The organism is Leptolyngbya sp. FACHB-8 (assembly GCF_014695575.1).
Taxonomy (GTDB): domain Bacteria; phylum Cyanobacteriota; class Cyanobacteriia; order Elainellales; family Elainellaceae; genus Vacuolonema.
In genome coordinates this window covers 70,141-97,075 of sequence record NZ_JACJOO010000058.1, presented here as the reverse complement: position 1 = coordinate 97,075, position 26,935 = coordinate 70,141, and the positions used below count along the sequence as shown (strand labels likewise).

General features: G+C 50.7%; 17 protein-coding genes. 4 read left to right on the top strand and 13 right to left on the bottom strand.

Annotated elements, in window-relative coordinates; translation table 11 throughout:
* Window positions 1-291: 291 nt before the first annotated feature.
* Both H6F91_RS14845 and aspS read left to right on the top strand, forming a co-directional pair.
* Window positions 292-681: a tetratricopeptide repeat protein gene (locus tag H6F91_RS14845; RefSeq protein ID WP_190775056.1), complete on the top strand. Its 390-nt coding sequence runs from the start codon at window positions 292-294 to the stop codon at window positions 679-681.
* A gap of 477 nt (window positions 682-1,158) precedes the next feature.
* Window positions 1,159-2,958 (top strand): aspartate--tRNA ligase, encoded by a 1,800-nt coding sequence (gene aspS / locus H6F91_RS14840; protein WP_190775062.1) that lies wholly within the window; start codon window positions 1,159-1,161, stop codon window positions 2,956-2,958.
* Window positions 2,959-3,013: 55 nt separating this feature from the next.
* On the opposite strand, the gene H6F91_RS14835 is transcribed toward aspS, so the two are convergent.
* From H6F91_RS14835 to H6F91_RS14825, 3 genes are all read right to left on the bottom strand, one after another.
* Entirely contained in the window at window positions 3,014-3,700 is a 687-nt protein-coding gene (locus H6F91_RS14835; protein ID WP_190775057.1) for a biotin/lipoate A/B protein ligase family protein, read from the bottom strand.
* A gap of 57 nt (window positions 3,701-3,757) precedes the next feature.
* Window positions 3,758-4,213 carry a YbjN domain-containing protein gene (locus H6F91_RS14830; RefSeq protein WP_190775058.1) on the bottom strand — a complete coding sequence of 152 codons (456 nt, stop codon included), beginning with the start codon at window positions 4,211-4,213 and terminating at the stop codon, window positions 3,758-3,760.
* 572 nt (window positions 4,214-4,785) lie between these two features.
* Entirely contained in the window at window positions 4,786-5,688 is a 903-nt protein-coding gene (locus H6F91_RS14825; RefSeq protein ID WP_190775777.1) for a ferritin-like domain-containing protein, read from the bottom strand.
* A gap of 388 nt (window positions 5,689-6,076) precedes the next feature.
* Here H6F91_RS14825 and cax point away from each other — a divergent pair, with 388 nt between their 5' ends.
* Window positions 6,077-7,180 carry a calcium/proton exchanger gene (gene cax, locus H6F91_RS14820; RefSeq protein ID WP_190775776.1) on the top strand — a complete coding sequence of 368 codons (1,104 nt, stop codon included), beginning with the start codon at window positions 6,077-6,079 and terminating at the stop codon, window positions 7,178-7,180.
* A gap of 212 nt (window positions 7,181-7,392) precedes the next feature.
* Here cax and H6F91_RS14815 read toward each other — a convergent pair whose 3' ends face one another.
* Entirely contained in the window at window positions 7,393-8,316 is a 924-nt protein-coding gene (locus H6F91_RS14815; protein ID WP_190775775.1) for a glycosyltransferase family A protein, read from the bottom strand.
* Window positions 8,317-8,840: 524 nt separating this feature from the next.
* On the opposite strand from H6F91_RS14815, the gene H6F91_RS14810 reads away from it, so the two are divergent.
* Complete coding sequence (locus H6F91_RS14810) at window positions 8,841-10,121, top strand: oligosaccharide flippase family protein (RefSeq protein WP_190775774.1); 1,281 nt, start codon at window positions 8,841-8,843, stop codon at window positions 10,119-10,121.
* Between the two features lie 273 nt (window positions 10,122-10,394).
* Here H6F91_RS14810 and H6F91_RS14805 read toward each other — a convergent pair whose 3' ends face one another.
* The 9 genes from H6F91_RS14805 to H6F91_RS14770 form a co-directional block, all read right to left on the bottom strand.
* Window positions 10,395-11,960, bottom strand: a complete 1,566-nt coding sequence (locus H6F91_RS14805) for a hypothetical protein (protein WP_190775779.1) — start codon at window positions 11,958-11,960, stop codon at window positions 10,395-10,397.
* A 759-nt stretch (window positions 11,961-12,719) separates the two neighbouring features.
* Window positions 12,720-12,848 (bottom strand): hypothetical protein, encoded by a 129-nt coding sequence (locus H6F91_RS28305; RefSeq protein WP_277874392.1) that lies wholly within the window; start codon window positions 12,846-12,848, stop codon window positions 12,720-12,722.
* Between the two features lie 167 nt (window positions 12,849-13,015).
* The gene (locus tag H6F91_RS14800; RefSeq protein WP_199307836.1) at window positions 13,016-13,921 is read right to left on the bottom strand and encodes an EamA family transporter; all 906 of its coding nucleotides are present in this window, start codon (window positions 13,919-13,921) and stop codon (window positions 13,016-13,018) included.
* Between the two features lie 387 nt (window positions 13,922-14,308).
* Window positions 14,309-15,655, bottom strand: coding sequence for a magnesium transporter (gene mgtE / locus H6F91_RS14795; RefSeq protein ID WP_190770225.1), 1,347 nt, complete (start codon window positions 15,653-15,655; stop codon window positions 14,309-14,311).
* A 550-nt stretch (window positions 15,656-16,205) separates the two neighbouring features.
* Window positions 16,206-21,083: a PAS domain S-box protein gene (locus tag H6F91_RS14790; RefSeq protein WP_190770168.1), complete on the bottom strand. Its 4,878-nt coding sequence runs from the start codon at window positions 21,081-21,083 to the stop codon at window positions 16,206-16,208.
* Window positions 21,084-21,171: 88 nt separating this feature from the next.
* A complete protein-coding gene (locus H6F91_RS14785) occupies window positions 21,172-21,411 on the bottom strand; it encodes a winged helix-turn-helix domain-containing protein (RefSeq protein ID WP_190770169.1) in 240 nt (79 codons plus the stop codon).
* A gap of 506 nt (window positions 21,412-21,917) precedes the next feature.
* On the bottom strand, window positions 21,918-24,401 hold the full coding sequence (locus H6F91_RS14780) for a CPBP family intramembrane metalloprotease domain-containing protein (protein ID WP_190770170.1): 2,484 nt from the start codon (window positions 24,399-24,401) through the stop codon (window positions 21,918-21,920).
* Between the two features lie 406 nt (window positions 24,402-24,807).
* The gene (locus H6F91_RS14775) at window positions 24,808-25,326 is read right to left on the bottom strand and encodes a photosystem I reaction center subunit XI (protein ID WP_190770171.1); all 519 of its coding nucleotides are present in this window, start codon (window positions 25,324-25,326) and stop codon (window positions 24,808-24,810) included.
* A gap of 367 nt (window positions 25,327-25,693) precedes the next feature.
* Window positions 25,694-26,887, bottom strand: a complete 1,194-nt coding sequence (locus tag H6F91_RS14770; protein WP_190770172.1) for an MFS transporter — start codon at window positions 26,885-26,887, stop codon at window positions 25,694-25,696.
* Window positions 26,888-26,935: the final 48 nt, after the last annotated feature.

Below are 26,935 nucleotides of genomic sequence, written 5' to 3'. Positions count from 1 at the left end.
CTGTGCAGGGCTTACGGGTTGGCTGTAGCGTCTTACCTGAAGTCCTGTAGTTTTAGAATCGCAGAGAGAATTGTCAGTCAAATGCTAGTGCTATGACACTTCCATGACAATTCACAAGATCCTTGAACAAACCTCTTTGTGTATGCCCTAAATGTTTAGAAATGAGCTCTTCATTACTGAAAATGACTCACACAAGGAGTAGATTCCCCACCTTAGCCATCTAGAAATCCGCCCTACGGGTTCTTTCATTTATTTCAACAATAAAGGAGTAATCACTGGGAGAACGAAGCCATGGCTCTGAATGGATCCGACAGCCCTGAATATTGGGATTTGCAGGGCTGTGCCTTGTGTGAAAAGGAAGAGTATCAGGAGGCGATCGCCCACTTCGACCAGGCTCTCCAGCTCAACCCACACTACTGCAAAGCCTGGAACAATCGAGGCAATGCCCTCAGCGGCCTGAAACGCTATGCAGAAGCACTAGTCGCTTACGAACGGGCCGTCACCCTCCAACCGGATTACCACCAGGCATGGTTCAACCGGGGATTAATGTTCGCGGAAATGGGGGCCTATGGGAATGCATTGGAGTCTTATGAGCGGGCGATCGCCCTCCACCCCAACCCTATGTATCTCCATGCCCAGGAAGATATATGGTTAAAACGTAAGCTATTTGTCACGATATAAAAACCCGTTTGGGATGTGAGTTTCTCGACGAAAAACTCACATCCCAAACAAAGAAAGATTGACTCCGACTTGACGCATATCTTGCATCGAAACCCAGAACCCTGAACTTTGAGTGGAGCGAAGGGATATTTTGTGCCCCCTTGCTCCACCCAAAATCCAGAACTCTAGCGGCTGGCTCAAAGTTGCACATGCGTAAAGTAACTAACCTCAACTCGGGATAAGCCCAAGAGCCCATTTTGTCGTGCGCAGAGCGCACGACAAAATGGGCTTTTTCGAGGGGCGCGCCGGGCGCGCCCCTCGAAAAAGCCCTTAACCCGAACTCAAGTTAACTATGGGTTAGCCTGGAATGGTTTAATGGATTGTTTGGAAACCCTCACCAGCTTCTCCCCCTCAAGTCAGTTCAGAAGGGGTAAGGATCCTGGATAATGGAAAGGTTTTCAGTGTTGACTCTATTCTTTTCCTGCCATTTCTCTCATGATGCGAACCCACTACTGCGGCCAACTACGGGCAGAACATATCGGTGAAACAGTCTCGCTGTGCGGTTGGGTCGATCGTCGCCGAGATCATGGCGGGGTCGTGTTTTTGGATGTGCGCGATCGCACCGGCATCGCCCAAATCGTCAGCGACCCTGAGCGTACGCCCCTCTCCTACGAAGCAGCCGACAAGCTGCGTAACGAATACGTCGTGCGGATTACAGGTCGCGTCAGTCGTCGCCCTGATGAGTCTCTCAACCCCAAGCTACCGACGGGGGAAATCGAGGTCTATGCCGAGCAAATTGAACTGCTGAATGCGGTACGGAAGCAACTCCCCTTCCAGGTATCCTCCGCTGACAACGAAACCGTGCGGGAAGACCTGCGCCTGAGATACCGTTACCTCGACATTCGCCGTGAGCGCATGGCCCGTAATCTGCGTCTGCGCCACGACCTGATCAAAGCCATCCGTCGCTTCCTGGAGGATCAAGAAGATTTCCTCGAAGTGGAAACCCCGGTACTGACTCGCTCCACTCCTGAAGGGGCGCGGGATTATCTGGTGCCCAGCCGGGTCAATCCGGGTGAATTCTTTGCGCTGCCCCAGTCGCCGCAGTTGTTTAAGCAGATTTTGATGGTAGCGGGATGCGATCGCTACTACCAGGTTGCCCGGTGCTTTCGAGACGAAGACCTGCGAGCCGATCGCCAGCCCGAGTTTACCCAGCTCGATCTGGAAATGAGTTTCATGTCCCAGGACGAATTGCTAGATCTGAATGAACGCCTGGTCTGCCACATCTTCAAAACCCTCAAAGGCATCGACATTCCCCGGCCCTTTCCCCGCCTGACCTATGCTGATGCGATGGATCGCTATGGCAGCGACAAGCCCGATACCCGTTACCGTCTGGAATTGACCGATGTATCGGATTTGATGAAGGATTCCGGCTTCAAAGTCTTTGCGGATGCCGTGAAAAAAGGTGGAATTGTCAAAATCCTACCGATCCCCGGTGGCAACGACAAAATCTCTAATGTGCGGATTAAGCCGGGTGGTGATCTGTTTAAGGAAGCGGCCGAAGCTGGAGCCAAAGGTCTCGCTTACATTCGGGTGCGAGAAGGTGGCGAAATTGATACCATCGGCGCGATTAAGGACAACCTGAGCGAGGAGCAGAAGCAGGAAATCCTTAGCCGTACAGGAGCCGAAGCGGGGCACCTGTTACTGTTTGGGGCGGGCGATACCGCAACCGTCAACAAAACCCTCGATCGCCTGCGTCAGGTGATTGCTCGGGAAATGGATTTGATTGATCCCGACAAGATTAATCTGCTGTGGGTCGTCGACTTCCCCATGTTCGAGTGGAATGAGGACGAGAAGCGCCTCGATCCGCTGCACCACCCCTTCACGGCCCCCCACCCCGACGACGTGGCTGACTTAAAGACCGCACGCACGCTCTCCCATGACCTCGTTTACAACGGTTTCGAAGCGGCAGGCGGCAGTATGCGGATCTACCAACCAGACCTGCAATCTCAGGTGTTTGACCTGATTGGTATTTCTGAGGAGGAAGCCCACAACAAGTTTGGCTTCCTGTTGGAGGCATTTGAGTATGGCACCCCGCCTCATGGAGGTATCGCCTATGGTTTGGATCGCTGGGTGATGCTACTGGCCGGTGAAGAATCGATTCGCGATGCGATCGCCTTCCCTAAAACCCAACAGGCTCGCTGTCTCCTCACCAATGCCCCCAACGAAGTGGACGCGAAGCAACTCAAAGAACTCCAGATCGCTTCCACCGCTGAGCCAAAGGACAAAGAAAAGGTGTAATGGAGACGGTCTAAACGATTTGAAAGCCATAACGGGGACGGTAATACCGTCCCCGTTATGATTTGGATTTAAGTCTGGCCTGAACCATAACCCATTCGTCTTCCGAAAGGGGTTCTTCCCGCAACGTCACTCCAAACCATTCTTCGGCAGCTTGGGTGAGAGTCGTGATGGCGGTCGCCCGCCTCTCCTCTAAATCCGCTACCAGGGGTAGATCAGGAACCTGAATGGCTGTGCCAAACACCTGCTGAAACAGATCGGGATCAGGACAGAGACGCATAGAACCGTGCTGTAACACCGCTCCATTTCGCCGCAGTTGCGCACTGCCGATGAGCTTCGTTCCATCAGCCATGATCAGATCCGCTCCTGTCGCGGTTTCGAAGCAGTCAGGGTTATGGATGTAGCCCCGTCCTGCTTCACCATAATGGAGGGGGACGGCAAGCGATCGCCATCCCTGTACCAAAAACTCACAGAGGTACTGATAAACCTCGATGCGACCGCCCTTAAAACCAGAGCCAACAATGGCATAGGTCAGGTCACCCTGATGCAACACCGCACGGCCTCCGCTGGGGCGGAGGATGAGGGGAAGCGATCGCCCCTCCCATTTCAGATGATTCCAGTGTTGTGGAATCTGGCGTTGATGGTAGCCCAGGGAAAGGGCGATCGGATCCCAGGCATAGAATCGCAGGGTAGGTGGTATTGCCCCGGCAGCATGGCGTTCTAGTAGCCAAGTATCCAGAGCCATTTGTACAGCTCCAGATGCTGTAAGAAAGGGAATGAGCCGCCAGGTTGCCAATGTTCTTTAACCCTGTCCAAATTCCTGTTGCAGTGCTTCGTCGTAATTGTCTGCGACCGTAGCAACCACAGTAATATTGCGCGAGACTTCTGCCGGAGACAACTCGGCAACAGTGCGCTGAGCCAGCACAACGACCTGATCATCAGCGATACAAAAATGCGATTCAAACGTCTCTGACCAGTTCAGTTCTAACAGCTTCCGGTTCAGGGCGGGTTCGTCTTTGGCAGGCAGCTTGAGTACAGGAGACCAAACGACCAGCATATCTTCTTCGGATTGCCCAGTCAGTTGCACAAAGACTTCTACGCTGCCGTATTTGAACTTCCACAGGCGGCCCTGCTCGGTTTGGCTGACCATCGCGCTCTGGTCTTCCTGAAGGCTAGCAATGACCGTTTCAATCACCTCGACGTGATTGACCGACATAATTTCTTCACTAACCAGAACCTGGGTCGATTCAGCGTCCATAAAAACCCTCTCAACTGGACTTTACAACGATTGCCCTGTTCCCAACTCTAGCTCTTTCAGCTAAGGTCGGCATGATTCTCAGGATTTTCTTTGCCTTTGGAAAAAGCAAGCCCTGAGACATACTCCTTATGAATCGTATGGTCGGTAAGCTGGAATTGTTTGATTTGAATCCGGTGTAGCTGACAAATGGCTTTTCTTATGGTCGTCAGGCCACCCCAAAAGGGTTAAAGGTTTACTCCAACGCGTTCCATCCGCCATAACAACAACGTTTCACGGTATCAAAAACAATACTCTGGACAGTTTTTCTGAAACCCTTGATTTTGCGTGCGCGAAGCGCACGCAAAATCAAGGGTTTCAGAAAAACTGTCCGAACTAATGAAAAATAGAGCTCCATTTTGCTGTCGTATTGCAATCGCAAAATGGAGCTCTGACTTTATTTCAAGGTTTAAGAGAAGGGGATGCCGTATATCTACGGCATCCCCTTGAGTAGGTATTCAGGCACGTTTTAAAGCGCGCTGAAGGAGTTGTTTGTTCGTGCACTTATCACATACAAACAACTTTTAGAGCAGACTCTAGAGTTTCGCCTTTTCCGCTGGAGTATTGCGGTTCAGGCCACCCAGGAACAGGGGGATGAACTTTTCGACAAAGGCCTGAGGGTCACGGCTCCAGGCACGTTGAGCGATCGCAATCCGAGTCCGTTGCAAATCGGGAGCCAGGAACGCGTGGGGTAAGCGTTCTGCTAAATATTGAGGCCGTTGCCACAGAGGCATCGTGTTGGCAATATCCAACAGGTTGCCAACACGGCGCAGTTCCGCGCCCAGGGTAATGTCCATGCCACACTCAAAAGCCGCCTGCTCGATCGCCGCGTACTTTTGCTTGGCCTGGTTCACCTTCTCTCGGTACTCAGGGCTCTTGTCAGCCCATTGGGCCAGCATACGGTTGCCCCAACGCACATGCCCGGCCTCCTCCGGCAGGATTTTCTCGATGGTCTCACGAATTTTAACGTTCTCCTCAGTTTGAGGAGCCTGCTGCAGAGCATAGATGTGAGCCGAGAAATACTCACACCCGCGCTTCTCAGTGACATTAATCGCGGCTAGAGAGTTAATAACAAAATCATCCACATTGTCAGGAGAATTCTGCTCCTGATCCAACAAACGCTCGAATTCTTCGATGTAGGACGAGCCGGGTGGGGTACCGACATCGGCTCCCAGGTCTGTCAGTAGATCCGTCAGCCACATGGCATGGCGGGCTTCATCCGAAATGTGTCGGGAAAGGTCACGCACAAGAGCAGCAGGTTGGCCGTTCAGTTGTTCAATTAAATCGGTTAAATCTTTGCAACTCCGCTGTTCGCTGAAGCGATAGCGGTTCAACGTGATGTGGTGAATTTCGCGATCGCGCACGACTTGCCCTAAAATGTCGCGGGCACTCATAGCACCTAGGGAGCTTTGAAACTTACGAGGGTAAACAACAGCCATAACAATTGCTTAAGATTGTTGCGTTTTGTAAAAGTATTTTGATCCTAACCTAACTTCTTGGTTAGAGCATCCTCAGCCATTGCATTTCAGCCATTCTCCGTTGTATCTCACCCAACGGGAAAGGGTTATAGGTGCATCTATGCGACCATCAGTTCCCTGACAAAGGACGCTCCCGGAAAAGCGTTATCTCGGCGGGTAGATATACAGGTGTGCGCTCTGTAAGGGCGAGGGGAAAGGAGTATAACACTCCTGCCCTTAACCGTAGCGTTTAGCACCCGTGGACCCATCCTTACGCTTAGTTTGCAACCAACGGTTCCAATTCAGGCCTTTGCAGGCAAAATAGCAGAGGAAAGCTGTCCGCTTCCCCCAAACTCATCCACTTGCCAGTATGTCCATCAAAAACATTGTCTTTTCGGTTCTACTTATCTTTGTACCCATCTCTGTAGTGGCCCATTATCAGCACTGGGGGCCTCTCGTGGAGTTTGGATTGGCCTGTCTTGCCATTCTGCCTCTGGCCGCCTGGATCGGCACGGCAACGGAAGAAATTGCTGTTGTGGTTGGGCCATCTCTAGGTGGCTTACTGAATGCCACCTTTGGCAACGCAGCTGAATTGATTATTTCGCTCGTTGCTCTAAAAGCTGGACTTGTGAATGTGGTGAAGGCAAGCCTGGTGGGTTCGATTGTGGGGAACTTGCTTCTGGTTATGGGGCTGGCCATGTTTTTGGGAGGGCTGCGTCACAAGGAGCAAACCTTTCAGTCAATTGTCGCCCGCACGAACGCCTCTGCCATGAACCTGGCGGTCATTGCTCTGCTGCTACCGGCTGCTGTTAACTTTACCTCCGAGGGGATTGAAGAACCCCTCATGCAGAAAATTTCGATCGCCGTTGCCATTATCCTGATTCTGGTTTACATCTCCAGCATCTTCTTCTCCATGAAAACTCACAGCTACCTCTACGACGTAGGTGTGGCCGAATTTGAGGGAGGAGAAACTGACGCTGAGCACAGCAACCACAAACCTAATCTGAAAGTTTGGATTTCAGTACTCATTGTCGCAACGGTGTTCGTTGCGCTGGAATCCGAATTGCTGGTCGGTTCTCTGGAAGAAGCCACCAAAATTCTGGGGTTGACTGAGCTATTTACCGGGGTAATTTTGCTGCCCATCATTGGTAACGCCGCTGAAAACGCCGCTGCCATTGTGGTGGCAACCAAAAACAAGATGGATCTGTCTCTGTCTGTTGCGGTGGGTGCCAGTATGCAGGTCGCCCTGTTTGTCACCCCCGTTCTGGTGATCACGGGCTGGTTTTGGGGTCAACCCATGGATCTCAACTTCAACCCATTTGAATTGGTGGCGGTGGCGATCGCCGTCCTAATTGCCAACTCGATTAGCTCTGATGGACGCTCCAACTGGTTTGAAGGGCTACTGCTCCTGGCGGCCTATGGGGTACTGGCAGTGGCCTTCTTCTACCATCCTGTGATTGAAGGGATCGGTTAGGGTAGAGCCATTTTTCAAAGAAGGGAAGGATATGTTCACACATATCCTTCCCTTCTTTATGGTTATTTTTGAAAAGTTGCACATCAAAAGGGGCAATTCAGCTTATCTCAAACTGAGGTTCGGTTAATTTCCGCTGTGCAGGACCAGGAGTATTGCATAAAACAAAAGCTTGGAGGTAAACCTCCAAGCTTTTGTTTTATGCAATTAAGAACTTAACCGCGGAAAGCACTACCTCCAAATTTCAGGCGAATTTTTTCCGTCATTCCGACGTATCGCATGATCAGGATGATTCCAATGACCTTAAGCCTCAGGTCTATCCGTTGCAGGCGGCTATCCTGCCAGGCTTTTCTGATGTTCTTACCAATCCCTAGTAACAGCAGATCAGAAACAATAAAGCGGACAACGCGTTTGTTGCGTTTCCAAATGGAGTTTTCCTGAGTGACGTACATGTCATACATGCCGCCCACCAGACGAATAGTTCGCTTATATAGCTGTTGGAAGGAATCACGAGCCGGGTGAGCGATACGGGCATTGTCAGCGTAAATCAACTCATAGCCAGCGGTATGAACTCGCTTTCCCCACTCCATATCCCCGTGGGATTTCATTTGAGCTTTGAAATTACCTACCTGGTCAACCACATGTTTCCAGGTAAAGACATTGGCAGTGGCACCTGCCTTACGCTTGCTGATAAATTCGTCCTGAGGAAACCCCATAATGACGCCATCGTAGAGTTCGACGGCCGTCGGGTTCTCGGAATCCTTGTAGAAGATATCAATACGGCCTGCTACTAACCCACAGTGTGGGTGCTCTAAAAGACAGTGAACCCCTTTTTCAAGCCAATCTGGGGCGGGGATACAATCTGAATCGGTGAAGGCAATGATGCTACCCTTGGCGACACTAATCCCTTTGTTCCGAGCGGCATAGGAGCCGGGTGTTGATTCTTGCGTAAGGACAACCTGAGGAAATTGTGCGGCTAGCGCCTCAATTTCTTCAAAATTTTCAGAACCATTATCTACCACAATGACTTCATAACTGTCAGGTCGATAGGTTTGCTGAGCCAACGCTGACAAACAAGTTTTAAGTTTTTCAGCATCGTTAAAAACTGGAATAATCACGGAAACAAAGGGTTCAGGCATGGAATCCAAAGTGGATGCAAGGTGCTCATTTGTCTGGCAATTGTATTGCATAAGAGATCGCTCTGAATTTTGCTAAATTGCAGTCACAAAAGCGTCACCGGGGTAGACATGGCCTGACGGACCCTATAGATCTGCACAATCCTAGATACATTTCAAGAAAACCTTTTTCGAAGACGAAGAAATTAGTCTGAAAGTTTCCGGAAAAACGTACCCGTAAGATAGGCAAAATCTAAACATGGGCGTTGTTGTTAACGGAGAAAATCTTTTGTATGGTCAATTAAGATACAAAAGATTCCTTATCTGAACTATTAGGACTTTGAACAGTTCTCCGAAAAGGTAACGATATATTTCTAAAGTGCCAAGGGCCAAAGGAATGTTGACTTTTCCCGAGCTCTGTGCATTTACATCTACCTGAGTCACTTTTCCAGATTTTCCGTCTATATCAGCATGTCGCTGCTCACAAGCATCTAGTTTTAGTCCTCCAGAGTTTATTGACACAACTTTGGAATATTTAGCAAGAATCCATGCGGCTTACAGAACGAATTCGTCAGCTATTTCGTAGCGAATTGATCCGTCATACGCTAATCATGGCAGTATCCCAGGGGGTTCGTCTGGGGATTCAAGCAGGTTATTTTGTAATCATTGCCAGGACGCTAGGCGTCGAAGGCTATGGATTATTCATGGGTTTGCTCTCCCTGGCTGGAGCAGCGGCTCCCTTCGCGACCTGGGGTAGTGAGCATTTGTTGGTGAAAACGGTATCACGCGATCGCACCTGTTTTCGCGATCGCATGGGTAGCTCCGTACTTTTGAGCCTGTTCTCAGGTTTGTTGCTGACCCTGCTCTGCTACATTATTGGCAAATTGACCCTGCCAGCCTCTACCTCTGGTCTTATCATTGGGCTGATTTTGATCGCCGAATTGGTGGGGAAATCTGTTCACACTCAGTCCTATAACGCATTTCTAGCGGTCGATGACATTCGCACCTGTGCGATCTTGTCAAACCTCGTCAGCTTCAAAAATCTGGTAGCGGCTCTGATCCTGCTGTTGATTGCAGGACAAGGCCACACTCTTATCTTATGGACAGTACTCTACACGGCCAGTACCTTACTGGCTGCTGGGCTCAGCTTATGGGTTGTGTCCCGGAGAATTGAAGCACCTCGATTTGCGATCGCTCCCCTCAAGCAGTACGAGTTCCGCGAGGGCTTCTATTTCTCCATCAATCAATCGGCCTCCAGCCTTAATGCCAACCTGGATAAAACCATGCTGGCCAGCATGGGCTCTCTGGAGGGAACAGGTATTTACGCAGCAGCCTATCGCCTGATTGAAATCTCCTGCGTACCAATCCGGGCTATTATGTCGGCTTCCTACGCCAAGTTCTACAAACATGGGGCGGAAGGCGTTCGCTCGGGAGTACAGTTTGCTCTGAAGGTGCTGAAGCTTTCGGCAGGATATGCCCTGCTCATGACCCTGATACTCCCCCTGGTGGCCCCCATTGTGCCCATCATCCTAGGCCAGGAATACAGTAATGCAGTAGACGCGATGCGTTGGCTAGCTCCCATGGTTTTACTTCTGGGTCTACGATTTCCGGCAGCAGATTTAATCTCAGGCTTGGGACGACAGGGGTTACGGAGCACCATTCAGGTGTTTGTAGCGGGAGTCAACTTTGTCCTCAACCTGTTCTGGATTCCACTTTTTTCCTGGAAAGGGGCTGCTTGGGCGACACTGATATCGGATGGGCTGCAGACGATCGCCGTATGGGCTATGATTTGGTTCTTGATTCGCGCCCAACAGCGCCGTGAAGCTTAATCAGAGGTTCCAGATAACCTGTACCCGCAGGAGAGAGGTGAGCCTACGTCTCACCCCGCTCCTGCGGGTACAGGTTGTCCAGCACAGTACATACCCATATTCAACATCCTGCATCAAAACCCAGAACCGTTAGTTTTTGTCGCTTTGTGACGAAAAAACAACGGTTCTGGGTTTTGGCGTTGGAAAGGTGCAAGATGTGAGCATAGCAGTCAGCAATAGAAGGTCGGTACAAAGTACCGACCTTCTTCTTATATAAAAATAGCTGTAACGCTATTAGCGACGGCGACCACCGGGGCGACGGCCTCCTTCATCGTTACTACCGCCGTGAGGCCGTGAATTACCAGGATCACATCCTTCAGAACCATTGCCAATACCCTGATTGCAATTACGGCGACGGGGACGACCCTGATCATCGTCGTCGTCATCTTGATCATCATCTTGATCATCGTCATTATCTTGATCATCATCCTGATCATCGTCGTCATCTTGATCATCGTCGTCATCGCCACCGACGCAACCCAGATCACAAGTGGTGTTAATACTCCCAACATTAATGCTGGTGTATTGAATAGCGTAGGACGTGATCAGTTGAATAACCTGGTAACTCGAAATAGTAGTCGAGCTGACTGCGATAATTCGTGTGACTTCCCCTGGAATGGCCACGATCGCATTAACCAAGTTAGACGAGAAAACGCGAATGGTGCGGCTCACTACTTCAAAGGAACCGCTCTGGAACGAGGTGGGATAGATGCAGCCGCCCCGGGGAGGATTCGGCAATGTATTGACCTGGAAACTGCTGACATTTATTTGTTCGGTTGTGCGCAGGTAGGTGACTCGGGACTCGCGGTAGTTCTGGGTATTGGTAACCCGAGTGAAATAGTCGTAATAGGTCGTGCTGGTATCAATGCGGTTATCTTGATTGGCATCGGAACCATACACCGTTCTCACCAAACCGTCATTACCCACGGTATTGGAAAGGACCAGAGTGACAAGACTTTGACCCGCCAGCACTTCAAATTCGCTGTAGCCAATAAAGCGATTTTGGGTATCAAATAGGCGGACAACGACGCGATCGCCTGCTGTCAATCCTTCCACAAATTGTGCCGTGTCATTAATCCGGTAACGGAAGTCGCCCACAAATCGTTCCTGCGCAAAGCTCTGGCCATAGCGCTGCCGCAGTGAGATACGAGCGGTTACCCCTTGCAAACTGGACTGGGTTTGCCGAATCGCCAGAGAGAAACGGCTGGACTCCACTAACCGGAGTTGGCTGAGCTGAGTGAGGTTAGAACGGCCCAGTTCGCGGTAAACGACCGTACGTTCAAATTGGGTTTGGCGATCGCGCTGCCCGCCCCGTAGGTCATAGCGGCAATTCACCACAGCGCGAAACTGTACGTTCGATAAATCATTCACCCCAAGCTGCTGACGAATTTGTTCTACAGACACCAGTTCAGGAGGGAGGGCAATGCCTTGCTGAGAGTAGGTGATTAGCCGCGAACCAGACGTTGTGTAGACTTCCCGCCACTGCCCCTGATGGTAAGCATATAGTTGGTAAACCGCGTTGGCATAACTGGTTTCGGGCATATCCAGAATGTCAGCCAGGATTGCCAGGTGCGTAGTTTGCTGTTGCTCATTCACCACTTGCACAATTTGGCTGGCAACACGCCAACCATCTCGCTCTTCAGCATCATCGACCCGCTGGGCCAACCGTGTTGCAGTCGTTGGGGAAGCAACCTCTGGAGTGACAGCAGAGGCCAGGCTAAAGGGTAGCATTGGCCCTGAAAAAAATAATCCAGATACTAAACCCAGGGTCAGGGAGGAATTGACAGACAGGTGGAACATGAATGAAGACTCCAAGTACAGGTTTCGACTGAGAATATTGAGCCGTGCTAGCACCCTTTATTCGGCCAGGTATTCTTTGTTACTTACAACTTCTGGCTTGAGACGACTAATACTTTCACCGCTAAGGGAATAATTGGGCACATCAAATTTGCCAAACCATGCGTGGGCTTAGATTCGCCGAACATCATGAGATGGCGCTACGGTACTTCAGTTTTCGAGACTGGGAGTGAAATCAGTATGTTCCCAGTGGTTTCGGAAAAATATGACCGCTATGAACTTAAGTGCAGGTTAAGGGTGGTTTCGAATACTGTGTATTGGTGGACACTCAAAGCCACCCTTGTAACCCGAACTTACACGAATCCGATTGCAATACACTGGATTAGCGATGTGTGGCGCTACATGCTCAGAGCCAGGAAGTTTATTTTTGAAAAGCTTCACGGCGTGAAGCTTTTCAAAAATAAACTGTCCTAACCAGATTGCGTCAGTCTATAAATGCCATGCTGAGTAGTGGTCTGTCCATGTTCAAGTGCGGGGTTATCTCACATTTGAACATGAAATTTAAGGAGTTTTTGAGGGGTCTACGACCCCTCAAAAAATTACAAGGTTGCAGAGTGTTTTGGACGGGCACCGTCCGTCCAAAACACTCTGCAACCTGCTAATGCTGAGAAAGAAAAACCCGGCAGATTCTGCCGGGTTCATATTAAGAGGAGGTCGTAGCAATCGGACAACAGGTTAAGACTAAATCCCAAAAGTGCTGCGTTAAGCTTTAGGCTGGCGGTAGCGAGACCAGAAATCGAGCTGTCGGCGCACAGCATCCCGGTCAGAACCAGGATTGGTGTAGTAAAGCTGATGACGCAGTTCCCGAATAATTGTTTCTCGCTTATCCATAACTGGAAGGCTCCCAAAGGCTTGAGGATGGCAAATCCTTCTATGACTTAATACTACGAAAAGTCTCTGGCATGCTCATCATCCATATGGATAACCCTGATGGGTGAAAAATGCATATCGAAAATTTTCTTAAGAAGGAGAGCACGGTCTGAAGCGCCCATCCCCTCCTATATCTGAGGATTGGTGAGCTTGCGGGATTGTAGAGCTGTGACCGCCATTAAAACCAAAACACTGCCCAAAATTTGAGTCAGGCTGAGGGATTGATTTAACCAGAGCCAGGCAAACAATGCTGCTAAAACCGGCTCTAGAGTAGCAGCGATCGCCCCTCGTTCCGCACTCATTTGCTGAATACCCCAGCACATCAGGGAAAACGGCACCAGAGTTCCGGCAATGCCCACAAAGAGCAAACTGGGAAAATGAGCAGGTTGAAATAGCAACATTGATGGGCCCTGGGGCACCAGATAGGCCAGCCAGAACAAGCTTGAAATGAAGAAGCCTCGAAACATCACCCCTGTCGCCCCTAGCTGATGAACGAGGGATTCGCTCAGTAACGTATAGCTGCTGAAAAATAGAGCACTGAGGCCAGCAGCCATCAGGCCAATGCTATCCAACCGCAAATCCTGATCTCCCAGACCTGAAATCATGGCCACCCCTAACAGAGCCAACAGAACAGCCATGCCAACAGCCAGACTGGGTCGCTTGCGGTTACGAAACGCCGTCCACAGCACCACCAGAGCCGGAGCCATATACTGAATCACCACCGCTGCCGAAACAGAAATGCGAGCGATCGCCACATAATAACTGGCTGTCACTAACCCTAACGACAACCCCAGGGCCAACACCCGCCCATCTATCCGCCAGCGAAATCCGCCCCTTCCCAGAGATACTGCCCCCAGGCCCACAGCAGCGATCGCCGATCGCCCCCAAGCCAACTGAAACGGCGTTACCCCTGCATCAAATAGCTGCCGGGCCACAATAGCTGCGATGGCCCACAGTGCCGCCGCTATTGTAATGGCCAGTAATCCTAATCCAACTCGTTTGGGCGATCGCACCGCCATCAAACCCATTCCCATCACCCTTCCTCCAAACACATGCCACAGCGCTGATTGCCTCGTCAGCCGCACTGCAAGCTGGCGCAGACAACGTCTATAAACCTGTTTTAAAGCCTACAGATACAAAAGACCCAACACGTCCTCTGCACCCTCTTTTTTGACGAGAGGTGCCGGAGGACGGGCAGATGTCCCACCAGCAAGGGGCTAGAGGCAACACTCTCAAGCCAGCTTTTTGCAATCATCGCTCGTGGTGTGTGATGTGTGACGCACAGCACAAGAATGTCTGAGGAGATTTCTGAGAAACAATATCCCCATTATTTGGAAAAAAGGCGCGGCTTCGCCGCGCCTTTTTTCCAAATAATGGGGAAGTTCTTATCTGGAAATCTCCTGAGTTCCAACAGAATGAACTCACGCCACAATTTTCAACGTCGCAGACACCAATCCCAAAAACGTTAGAAATCCTACGGCATCTAAGGTTGTCGTTAGTAATGGCCCACTGATCAATGCTGGATCCAGATTCAACCGCTTCAAGCCCATTGGCATAAGCGTTCCCATCGTCGCCGCAACAAACACATTGATAATCATCACTGTTGCCGCCACCAGTGCCACCCATCGATCCGCTGCACTCGACCAGATCAACGACAAAATCCCCAAGGCCAACCCCAGCGACAGGGCTGTACCAATGCCTGCCAGGATTTCCTTGCGCAGAATTTTTAATGTATCGTCGGGTGTCACCTCTCCAATCCCCAACCCCCGTACCGTTACCGAAAGGGATTGGATAGCCACATTCCCACTGGTGTTCGACAGAATCGGCATGATCACCGCGAGCACCGGCACCAGGGAAATAACGTTTTGGAAAGGCGCGATCGCACTCGCTGCCCCGATATACAGCACAATATTTGCCAACAACCAGGGCAATCGCTTGCGAATGGTCACGGCTGGAGGTGAAAGTGCGGCTTCGTCTCCACCGGCAACCCCCGCCAGCTTCTGAATATCTTCAGTGGCCTCTTCTTCTAGAATGTCGACGACGTCGTCGATGGTGACAATGCCTACCAGACGATCTTCTCGATCAACCACCGGAAGCGCTAGCAGGTCATAGCGCTGCATGAGGTGTGCTACCTCTTCCTGGGAGGTCTCTGTGTAAGCCTTGATGACCCGACTGCTAGCAATCTCCCGCACCGGGGCTGTAGGAATCGAGAATAGCAGTTGTCGCAGCGAAACAACGCGCACCAGCTTGCGCTCATCGTCAGTGACGTAGGCGTAGTAGATTGTCTCCTTGTCCTGGTCACTCTGCCGGATTTTCTCTAGAGCTTCGCCAACTGTTAACCCCTGTCGCAGCCGCACATACTCCGTTGTCATCACGCGGCCAGCCGTGCCTTCGGAGTATCCCAGAATGGTGGCAGTTGCCTGCCGCTCCGCTGAGCTGAGCTGCTGCAACAGCCGCTTCACGACCGTAGCCGGTAACTCATCAAACAACTCCGCCCGGTCATCCGGGCGCATCCCCTCCACCAGTTGCCGCACCTGAGACGCGTGGAGCGACTCAATTAACGACTCCTGAACTTCGGGGGGCAGGTATTCAAATACATCCGTAGCCTGAGCTTTATTGAGCAATCGGAACGCGATCGCCCGTTCTTCCGCGGGCAAATCCGCAATGTAGTCTCCCACGTCTACAGCGGGGAGATGGTTCAATTCCAGCTTGAGCCGGTTGAAATCACTCAGATCCAAAAGGGCATCGCGGACATCCTGCGTAAGCATTGTCACCTCCTGAGGCTCCTCCGCGTCAGGAGACCCAAGCTCACCCAACGCTAGAGGAGTCGATTTATGTGTCGTATATAAGGAAATGGACTTCGGTCCATACCGGTAATCAACTCAACATCGGTGTCCGATTGGAAACCGCTACGGTCTATCGTAGCTTCTTTTCGGCTAAACTAACCCATCTGAAAGGACGGAATTCATGCAATAAAAGCATCTTGAGCCTCTGATTTATCCCAAAATTTACAGATGAGCAGCCTGAAGTGTATTTCTCAAGCCATAGAGGCTGTATTCATGGAGGTTCACATCCAATCCGGTCGAAGAACTGGAATCAGGGGTCATACGAACTCTGCTTCGTATAGGAATGGTATGTTTTTTGCTGAAATGCCCAGATAGCAAGCGCCTCAGCCAAAAATATACGGCTACTCGATAGGCAGATCCCAGCAGGTTTCGAATGACACCGCAGGTGATGTTTCAGATGCGTAATTGGATGACACGAAGTAACCCTTCTAATTCACCTAATCACACGTCTGGCACACTCCCAAAATTAGCGTTAGCGCTGTACAAGCAACCGTACGCATTGAATGAATTGTTCTGGATCTAGGGGCTTTATAGTGTGTTGCTGATAGCCACTTTCAAGCGCCCGCTGGCGATCTGCATCTCTGGCATATGCGGTTAGAGCGATCGCCGGAATTTGCCCCCCCTGCTCCGGAGACAAAGCCCGAATTTGTTGAATCAGAGAGTAGCCGTCTAAATCGGGCATTCCAATATCGCTGATTAGGAGATGGGGCTTAAAGGTTTCGAGGCTGGCCAGTACTTCCCGTGCAGAGTTGACGGCCATTACTTCGGCTCCATAAAGGGTGAGAAATGCCGCAACCAGCTCACGAGAATCAGGGGCATCATCAACGATAAGGACGCGAATGCCCGTAAAATCAGGTTCCTCCCCAGAAGGTATGTTGGAGGGTTCAGAGTTGACTTCAGTATCTAAGAGGGGCAGGCATACCGTAAAAGTTGCCCCCAACCCTTCACCGGGACTGTGTGCCGTTATCGTACCGCCATGAGCCTCGACTAACTGACGGACGATCGCCAATCCCAGTCCTAACCCGCCAAACTTGCGCGTGGTTGAGGCATCTTCCTGTCGAAAAGACTCAAAGATATGGGGGAGAAAGTCGGGGGTAATGCCTTTGCCAGTATCCCGAACAATCATGTGGACCTGATGATCCACTCGCTTCAACTGAATCTCGACTCGTCCATTGTTGGGGGTGAATTTGATCGCATTCGACAGCAGATTCCAGGCGATTTGCTGAAGGCGTGCTGCATCACCAGACACCCGCCCAATTTGAGGTAACACCGAATGAATCAGGATGTTTTTTGCAACGGCTGAGGCCTTCACTGTACCAATGGCAGCTTCACTGACAAACGCCAGATCGACTGGAACCATTTCCATGGTGAGTTTGCCACGCAGAATTTTAGCAACGTCTAATAAATCATCGATCAGTTGGGCCTGAAGTTTAGCATTGCGTTCAATAGTTGCCAGGGCTTCAGCCGTTTTAGCTGGGTCAAGCGTGCGATTTTGTAATAGTCTTGCCCAGCCCAAGATGGGGTTGAGCGGGGTTCGTAACTCATGGGAAAGAACCGCCAAAAACTCATCTTTAATGCGGTTCACTCGCAGAAGTTCTTCGGTCTGTTTCTGAAGCGACGTTAATAGCTCAGAACGTTCCAGGGCGATCGCAATCTGGTCACAAATAGCCTGGAAGAGAGACTGTTCAGAAGCAGTAAATTCAGTACGAGTGAGACTACCAAAACTGAGTGTGCCAAATAACCGTTCCCCAGCCAGCAGGGGTTGGCAGGCACAGGCTGTAGCTCCTAGCGATCGCGCCAGCTCTAATTTGGGATCATGCGAGTGCTGAATATCATGCTGCACGATCTGGCATCGTTGTTGTGCAACAGTACCACATACGGCTTCCCCCAGTTCTAGCCATTCAATTTGTTGAGCAACGTTTTCTGGAATACCACCATAAAAGGTTAGATGTAGCTTCTGCTGTTGTTCATCCAGGATGTAGTTGAGATAAACATCCAGACCCATTTGGTCTCTGAGTTTATTAAATACCGTTTCAATTAAGGTTAACGGTTGGGTGGAAGAGAGCAAATCACGGGTTGTTTCATACAGCAGTTGAATATGATTGCTGCGCTCTTGCAAAGCGGCTTCGGCTTGTTTGCGATCGCTCAAATCTAGAATAAATGCCACTGTCTCTTCCCGGGCCGCTCCAACCAGGGAATAGCCCAATAGCACCGGAATTCGGCTGCCATCTTTGCGAATGTATTCTTTCTCATAAGGGGTACAAGCTCCATGGGCTTGTGCTTCTGCGATCGCCTGCTCATCTAGCACCAAATGCTCTGGAGGCGTAATGTCAGCCCAACGCAACCGTCCTGTCTGTAAGTCTTCTCGGGTGTAACCAACAATCCTCAGCAATTCATCATTCGCATCATGAATGTTTCCATAAATATCACCGTAGAGCATCCCAACCACATTCGCTTCCACGAATCCTCGCAGTCGCGCTTCATTGGCAGCCGTGATCTCTTCAACTCGTTTTGAGTCATGAATATCTACCGCGCAACCAAACCATTTCTCAATGGTGCCTACACGATTGCGTTGAGATAATGTGCGGAAGCGATGCCACCGATATTTGCCGCCTTTGCTGCGGTAACGCACTTCGCCCTCGAAAATATTACCGGTCTGGCAACACCGCTCCCACTCGGGCAAAATTCTGTCCATATCGTCTGGGTGGAAAACATTCAACCAGCCCAAGCCCAACAGTTCCTCTGGGCAAAGCCCTGTGTATTCGCAGAAGCGCTCATTCACGAAAATATTTTCACCCGTTGGCAGGGCAACCCAAACGATGGCAGGTGCTGTGTTGGCAATGGTGCGAAACTCAGCCTCGCTGACGCGTAACGCTTCTTCTGATTGTTTGCGAGCGTGAATGTTTTCGGTTGTACCGTACCAACGGATAATCTCGCCCTGCTCATTACGGCGGGGTAAGGCGCGCGATCGCATCCAGGTATAGGCACCATCTAGGAGTTTAACCCGGTGTTCAATATCGTAAGGTTCGCCGGTTTCAATAGAACCTATCCACGCAGCCTTCATCGCAGGCAAATCATCGGGATGAACAATTTGCATCCACCCAGTTCCGAGCACCTGAGAGCGTGATATGCCAATTAGATTCAGCCAGCGATCGCTGCAATGGGTTAATTCCCCCGCAGGGTTCGCGTTCCAGGGCGACTGTGGGCTGAGTTCTACGGTGTAGCGTAGATGTTCTTCCGATTCGCGCAATTGTTCTTCTATTTGTTTGCGCTGGGTAATATCTTCGGAAAAGATGAGAACACCGCCAATCTCTCCATTGTCGAGGTACCAGGGATGAACTTCCCAGCGCAACCATTTCACCGAGCCATCCGCCAGAACTAAGCGGTCATCGTCACATTTTTCAATAGCACCGGTTAATCCTTGTTGGTGGGATTGTTTCCAATGCTCCGGGAGATTGGGAAAGAATTCGTAGTGAGAATGCCCGAGGACTGCATCAATAGAACCCAGATGATAAGCATCGACCCAGCATTGGCTAACCGCAAGGTAGTGCATGTTGCGATCAAACATCGCCACCCGGATGGGCGCATATTTGACAAACGACCTTAACTTCTGTTCACTTTCCTGCAAAGCTAATTCTGCTCGTTTGCGCTCACTGACATCTACCGTTGAGCCAACTATCCGAACAATCTGGCCCTGCTCATCTCGAATCAAGCATCCCCGTTCCCAGACATCAACCCAGTGACCATCTTCATGGCGCACCCGATACTCCTGTTCATACAGGTCCGTTGGGCTGGTTAATAAGGCAGCCCACTTCTCCTGCAACAAAGCCCTGTCGTCTGGATGGCATCGTTCATGCCACCAGGTTAGGGTCGGTGGAGCATCCTCCGCACGAACCCCCACCAGATCCAATAGCTTTTCAGAACGGTACGCGTGATTTGTGAGTAAGTCAGTATCAAAAACCAGGCCATCAACCGCTTGTAAGACCAGACGGAGTTGCTCCTCTAAGCGCTTCTGTCGATCAATATCGGTCAGGGTGCCAATCCAACCAATGGTTTGTCCCTGGCTATTACGCGTGGGCACTGCCCGGCTGATGAACCAGTGATAAATCCCGTCATGCCGGCGGAGGCGATATTCGATATCAATGGGTGCTCCACAACGAACAGACTGCTCCCACTGCCTCAGGGTGCGATCGCGATCATCCGGATGAAGGGCGCTAACACAGTTAAGGCCCATAGATTCTGCTTCGCTCAACCCAGTGTAATCGTACCAACGCTGATTTACGTAATTAATCACTCCCGTTGCATCTGCCGTCCACACAATTTGAGGCATGGCTTCTGCCAGCTCTTGATAATGGTAGTGGCTAGTTTTGGAAATAATTCCTGCTGGTTTAAGTTTAGAGGTATCTATATCGAACAAGGTTCCTAGTTCAGGAAACTGCTGCATTAAATCCTGAGTTAGGGTGTGCTTTAAAGCTTGCTTTAAAGGTTGTTCTTCCAAATGTTTTGCATATGAAAAAACAACCTTTAAAGCAGATCGGAGTTGTTGAATGGTTGCGTCAGATTGTTCTTGCTGCCTAATCGTTTCGGTAATGTCACGCCAGGAAGCGACAAAACCATCATTCAGCTTACTTGCTCGAATATCAAAGGCCCGAGTTAACTGTCGTGCTCCATACGTGTCTTCGTAAATGAGCGACTTTTTGATCAATGGTTTTCCAGTATCAACCAACTGGCAGTATTCATCAAACAACCCTGATTCTCGGTGCTTGGGCAATACCTCACATAACCCTCGCCCAATTTGCATTTCTCTGGGCATCTGGTTGTTTTCACAGGCTGCTTTATTGAGATAATCAATTCGAAAATCTACAATTTGCCCTGCATCATTGCGGATTGATGAAAAGATGCCAAAGCAATCCAGCATCGTCTCAACGGACGTTCGAAACTGATTCTGGCATCGTTGCAGTTCTTGTCGTAACTGTGCATTTTCAACAGCATCCCGCAACGCCAGTCGCAACTTATCTGGAGTGATTTGTTCCTGAACTAGATAATCCGCTGCCCCATGTTTAAATGCCTGTACCGCAGCTTCAATATCTCCATGACCAATCACGACAACGGGTGGGCAGTTTTCACCCATCTGTTGCTTCAATTGATTCAGGTAATTAAGGCGATCGCCTCCCGAGGCAGATACCTCCAGTAGCACCCCATCAATCCGCTGAGATTGACATGCTGCCAGGATGTTAGATTCCTGTTGCTCGGTTAGAACGGTAAAGGTTTCATCCAGCTGTAACGGGTATGCATCGCCCTCATTCGAAATGTTGTCGATGACCATTAAAATTTGGTAGGGCTTTGGCATACTCAGCATCTTCAGAGGCCACGGCAGGTTAAACAGAACAGAATGATGACAACGTCAAGCAGAGTAACCCTACTGCCCTGGTTGCGGGCTACTTGCAAAGGGATTGAGAGCGCCACTCTCGGACAGAAATCATGTCGGGTGTCACCAACTCCACTGCTTGCAGCACTTTCAAGACCTGACGAACGCTGGATTGGCTAAGTTGCGTGTGTTGGGCGATCGCCTCTACGGTCATTGGGTGCTCTGTATTACAACAATCCAACACCTTGAGTGCCGACTGATAGGGCTGTGCTAAGTAAGGACGGATTTGATATTGCACGTCGCGCGACAAACTAGAGTGAAACCAGAGTAAAAACGAGCTCGCAGACCCTATCTTGCTCAAACTTGAGTGGTGCATAAGGAGCTAAAACAATAGAGGCTTCTTAAAAACTGCTTCATTGTTACCCAAGGTGGGCCAATTAGACCCAAGGTATTACACGGAGGGACTCAATATATCTATCCAAAGGCGGACAGAGGCATGAGCAAAGCACCTATACCCAAAAGAGAGCGGGACGAAATCCACCACTCTCTTTAGAGGACAAGCTACCTCAGATCTTGATTAACCTGAGTTCGGGTTAAGGGCGTTTTCGAGTGCCGCGCGTTGCGCGGCACTCGAAAATGCTCATTTTGGCGTGCGCTTTGCGCACGCCAAAATGAGCACTGCAGCTTATCCCGAACTGAGGTTTGATTACGGCTATGCAGCCAGTTGGCGCAGGACCTACGTATTCTTAGTGTGTAGTTTGCGTCGTACACCACACACAACAAAATATAGCGAGCTTGCGTAAGCTCTATAGTCCATCAGTGCGCCGTTTTTTTAGGCTGAAGTTGCTGGTAGCCACCCAATAGTAGAATCCACACAGCCACTACCGCCCAGTGAAATAGAACCAGCCCCATCAGCGAACCTGTAAACCCATAAAGTGCTGTACAAGCAATTCCTAGCAGTGTACACAGCAGTAGAAATGGTTTGCTGAAAAATAAGGGATACCCGGCATGGTAAAACATACGGGCATTCAAAGGATGGTAAATCACATAGACAAACAAAGCCAGGTTTGCCCATAACCACCAGGCCAGGTAAGACATCCCTTCCGTTGGGTGAGGCAGGATGAGAATTCGTCCAAACTCTTCAACCAGAGCGGGAAGAAAGAAAATGCGCACCAGTAATATCGCTGTTTGGGGAGGGGTGAGCCCAGCATAGGTAGGCGTCAGGAACCCGGTGTGAATGCCGATCGGAATGGCGATCGCCGCATACACTCCCAATATCAGCAAGAACACCGCCCATTCATGGAACCGGAAGGGCGCCAGTACTGCCCCTAGCAGACGATTCAGCAATTTTGAGAAGACGGGCAATTGCCCCAATGCCATCGTTGGAGCCACCGGTTCAATACTGGGGTCAAGCCCACCTACCTGATCGGTGCGGAGGAACCAGAGTTGTGCCCCTGCATTTAACAGAATTCGACTGACTTCATCATGGGCCTGGCGAGGGAGAATGGAGCGCCAGCTTAGCAGCGCGTTTCTGAGCGTTGACTGACGGCCCAAATCGCCAGATCCACTAATCCCGGCTAAAAACTCCGCATTCTTCTCCCAGTCTGGGCGCACGACCCCTCGAGGCACCAACAAATCATTCAGCACCTTTCCTAGCTCCACGACGCGTTGAAACCGACGTGTTTCCGGATCCTGAGGATGATTCTTAATCCAGTTGAGAACATCGGGCCGCTTGAGGATCTCTTGCTGAAGCCGAGATAACGCGATATAAAGCGCCTGGCTAGAATCCTGCACACAGGATGTGGCTGGGGTTACAGCAGCCAGCCCAGTGCCGTCTCCGGTTCGGTAACGGGCTGCTATAACCTGGGTTTGCAGCATCAGTTCCCGCAAAATTGACACAGGTACTTCCTGATCGCCAAACTTAAACGGACGAGCCAGAGCATCCAACTTAATCACGATGTCAGACACCGGGCGGCTCCCCATCCAACCTCGCTGCAAGTCGCCCATATAGGCTGTCCAATCCAAACTGCCAGATACAATGCCATTTGTGTTATTGGCATAGATCTGCTGGTAGGTCATATCAAATTGCAATTCTTGGGTCAGCGGCTCCCGCACAACCTGGGCGATGCCATAGGAATAGTGCCCAGTAACGGTCCATCCCATCACAGGATCGCCATTTTCGCCACCGATGCCACCAAACAAGTGAATGAGGAGAGCCTGGTCTCCTTCCTTCCAGTCAGCGATCGCCTTCTCTGCTTCCCGATGCACCGGGTCCAGCAATACAGTATGCAGGGAGCCCTTGCGCTCAGCCATATCCCCCCAGTTGTGCTGGCTGATGTAGGTACGGCCCCGCCGCTTGCCCAGCAGCACTTCACCAGGGGCCAATTGGACGAGCGATCGCGGTTTAATTGCCTGTACGGTAAACATTCCTCCCGCATCAAAAGCCCCATAGATGTACCAACCGGCCCGGCCTGCCGAAGAACTGGCTAATTGATGGGGGGTTGAGAAAAATCGCCCACCTGCATCAGGGGGTTGCTGTGGAATCCGAATCACATCCTCAGGCCCATCGAACTGTTGCGTTTGAGGATTGTAGTGTCGTACTCGGTAGAGCTCACTCTCACACAACCGTTGCTTGACCGGACACGTTGCCGGGCGCACATTAGGCTGCTCCGTTTCGGGAGCTACAATACTGACCAATCCATACATCCGTCCCGTCACCTGTACGGGTTCGCGTTCCGTCCGAAGGACGGGTTCTCCCGCAGTGTTGGTCGTCAGCTTGACGGTGCCCAGGCTGGCTTCGAGATCATTATTGGGGCGAGCACCTGCCAGCGATTCCAACGGCCCAACCCGCCTCCATCCATCCAGACGAGTAGGAATTAGATTTCCCATTCCTTCAAATTGGCGAGCGCGATCGCTGAGGCGGACGTTGGTGGTGACGATGGGAGGGTAGTTCTGGGCAAAGGAAGAATCCCCCCATTCCAGTTTCACGGTCTTCCCAATCAGATCTTGTGAGTCTGGCGGAGCCTGATGCACTTCAAACCAAACCCAATCTGTAGCCCCTCTGGCCCGAAGTTCGGGCAAAATGAGGCGACCCACCCAGGGTTTTATTGGACGGTAGAATTCTGTTTTTGCTCCAGTGGGAGGGCGAAGCGGATAGTGATCGGGGCGGTTGAAACCTGCTTCCTGGCTCAAGGCATAGCTGGATCTCTCTGTAGCGTTGATCGGGTGGGCAAATAGCAGGATGGCGATCGCCACCCCCAGTCCCAACCCTACCCATCCCCAGACTGAGCGACGTTTCATCACCAAGAGCTTCCAGTAAATACAGGCTGGACTTCATGCTATCCCACCCACTTACCATCCACCCTCTAAAGTCCGTTAAATGTAACCATTGACGGTTGCCTTTATAGACGAAGTATACTGATCTCCCAGGTTCATAGAGGCTTGCACAAGTCTACCCTGTTGAGTGCATTTTTACTGTATGTGATGTGCACCGCAAACCACACACGATAAAAATTGTGTAAGTTAGGAGGTTTCTGCATAAGAATTTACCCAGAATGTTGGTGCTTTGCCCGCGAAGCGGGCAAAGCACCAACATTCTGGGGGTAATTTCATTACTGGAAATCTCCTTATGCTTCAGCGCAAGATATCTAAAAAAGTGCAGGAACCCAATAGGGCTCCTGCATCAAGGAGATTGATATCTTTAGATTTAGAAGGAGAGCAAGCCCCGAATGGCTTCAAAGTTCGACAGGATCAGGTAAGCAAAAACGGCACTTCCTGCGGCCCCAATAAAGAAGCCTCCTGCATACTCATTCCAGCCTTCCCCTGTATTCAATGATTCAGGAGGACGAGGGGTGGTAATCGTGCGGGTTGGATGGGGAGGATTGCTGGCCCCATACAGAGAAATGGCGAGAGTAGAAATAACAATTAAGCCGATCGCCGATAGCAAACCCGCTAAATCTGCACTGTCAGTATCCCGCAGAGGGCCAAGCCAAGCGAAGGGACCAACGAGCCAGAAACCATGCGCTAAGCCAACTTCTAAACCTCTTCGCAAGGCAGATATTCCCTCACGATAGGCTGGCAAGTTATTAATATAAACTCGTGTGAAATGAGAAAAGTTAATCGGTGTTGCTAAATTACCGACCTCAGGTGTAGCGGCAGAGTGAACGACCTCACGATTTCGGATGTCATTCGGATTGTCATTGTTACGAGTAACAGCTTGTACCATACTAACCTTACCCAACATTATTGAGGTTGTGAGCATGATACGGGAGCCGTACTACAGCAAGCCTCACCCCAAAGGCACATCAGAAAAGCCAAACAGCTCATGCATTAGTATTGGATGAGGCATTTCTCCAACAGTGCGAATGCTTATCTAGAAGTGAGTTTGCACAAAGTCTGAAGCTACCAGAAAACTTTTTAAAGAGTTTCTTTTTCTACTTATATCAAACCGGGGGCATCCCACTTTTGTAAGTGAAGCGGGCTTCGCCCGCTTCACTTACAAAAGTGGGTTTCCAAATGCCTACTGGCCACAGAAATTACTTTGACAATTCTCATGGAAGTGTAGAGCACTGCACACTTCCATGAGAATTCTTTTAACGCAAGTGAACGCCTTGCAACCCTCGTTGGCGTTGCCGCATCAGCCATAGCACGGACGCCATCGCCACCACCAGCGCTGGAATAGCAGCATAGTTCAACGTTACCCAACCAAAGCGATCTAGCAGTTCACCTGAAAGGTACGTGCAAAACGCCACAAAGGTGTACATCAAGAAGTCATGAGTGGCCTGAGTTTTAGCCTTCTCTGCGGGGGTGTAGGTTTCCGTAAGCAACGTCGTTGCACTGACATACATAAAGTTCCAACCGACGCCAAGCAAGGTCAGCGCTAAATGGAAATGGCTAGTGCTATCACCCATCAAATTGGTGCCAACACAAAGCAGATTCAATACGGCCCCCAGCAACAGCATCGTTAAGACGCCAAAGCGAGTAATCAAAAACCCTGTGAAAAACGACGGCGCAAACATTCCCAAAACATGCCATTGAATCACAGAGGCAGCAGAAGGAAAGGGATGCTGCATCGCCACCATGGCTAATGGGGTAGCGGTCATTAAAAACGCCATTACACCGTAACCTGCCATGCTTCCCACTACGGCCACACCAAAAGCGGGTTGTTGCATAATTTCTGTCAGCGATCGCCCCCGCTTCTGCCGCTCCGCTACCGGCAACGGCGGAATCTTCACCCCCAGCAACACCAGCACTGTGGGAATTTGCAACGCTACAACTACCAGCAACGTACCCGCAAACATGGCGTTCGAAAACCATTCGCTGGAGGCGATCGCCATCCCAGGCCCCAATAGGGCTGCCAGTACACCCCCGGCAACCACAAATGAGATCGCCTGAGGGCGGAAAGACTCATCGGCGGCATCGGCAGCCGCAAAACGGTAATACCCGGAAAAGCCGCTAAAAATACCAATGGAAAACAGCCCCAGGCTGAAGAGGGGAAAACTATTGATGAGAATGGCGTAGGCGGCGATCGCCCCTCCCACCATGGCAAACCCCGAGCCAACCATGAAGCCCAAACGACGACCCACCTGCCGCATCAGCATGGAAGCCGGAATGGTCGCTAGCATCACGGCCACTTGCATTAAGGCAATGGGCAAGGTTACCAGCACCTTATTATCAGTCATCTCATTGGCGGCCAGTGCTGCAACCGTAATCAGGACGGTCATCGTGGTCATGGCTAATGCCTGACAGAGCACTAGTAGGGCAACATTTCGCTTTGCCGGGTTCACAGTTCTCCTCCAAACGGAATCTCTGCACTGTATCGACCTGGGCTGTGC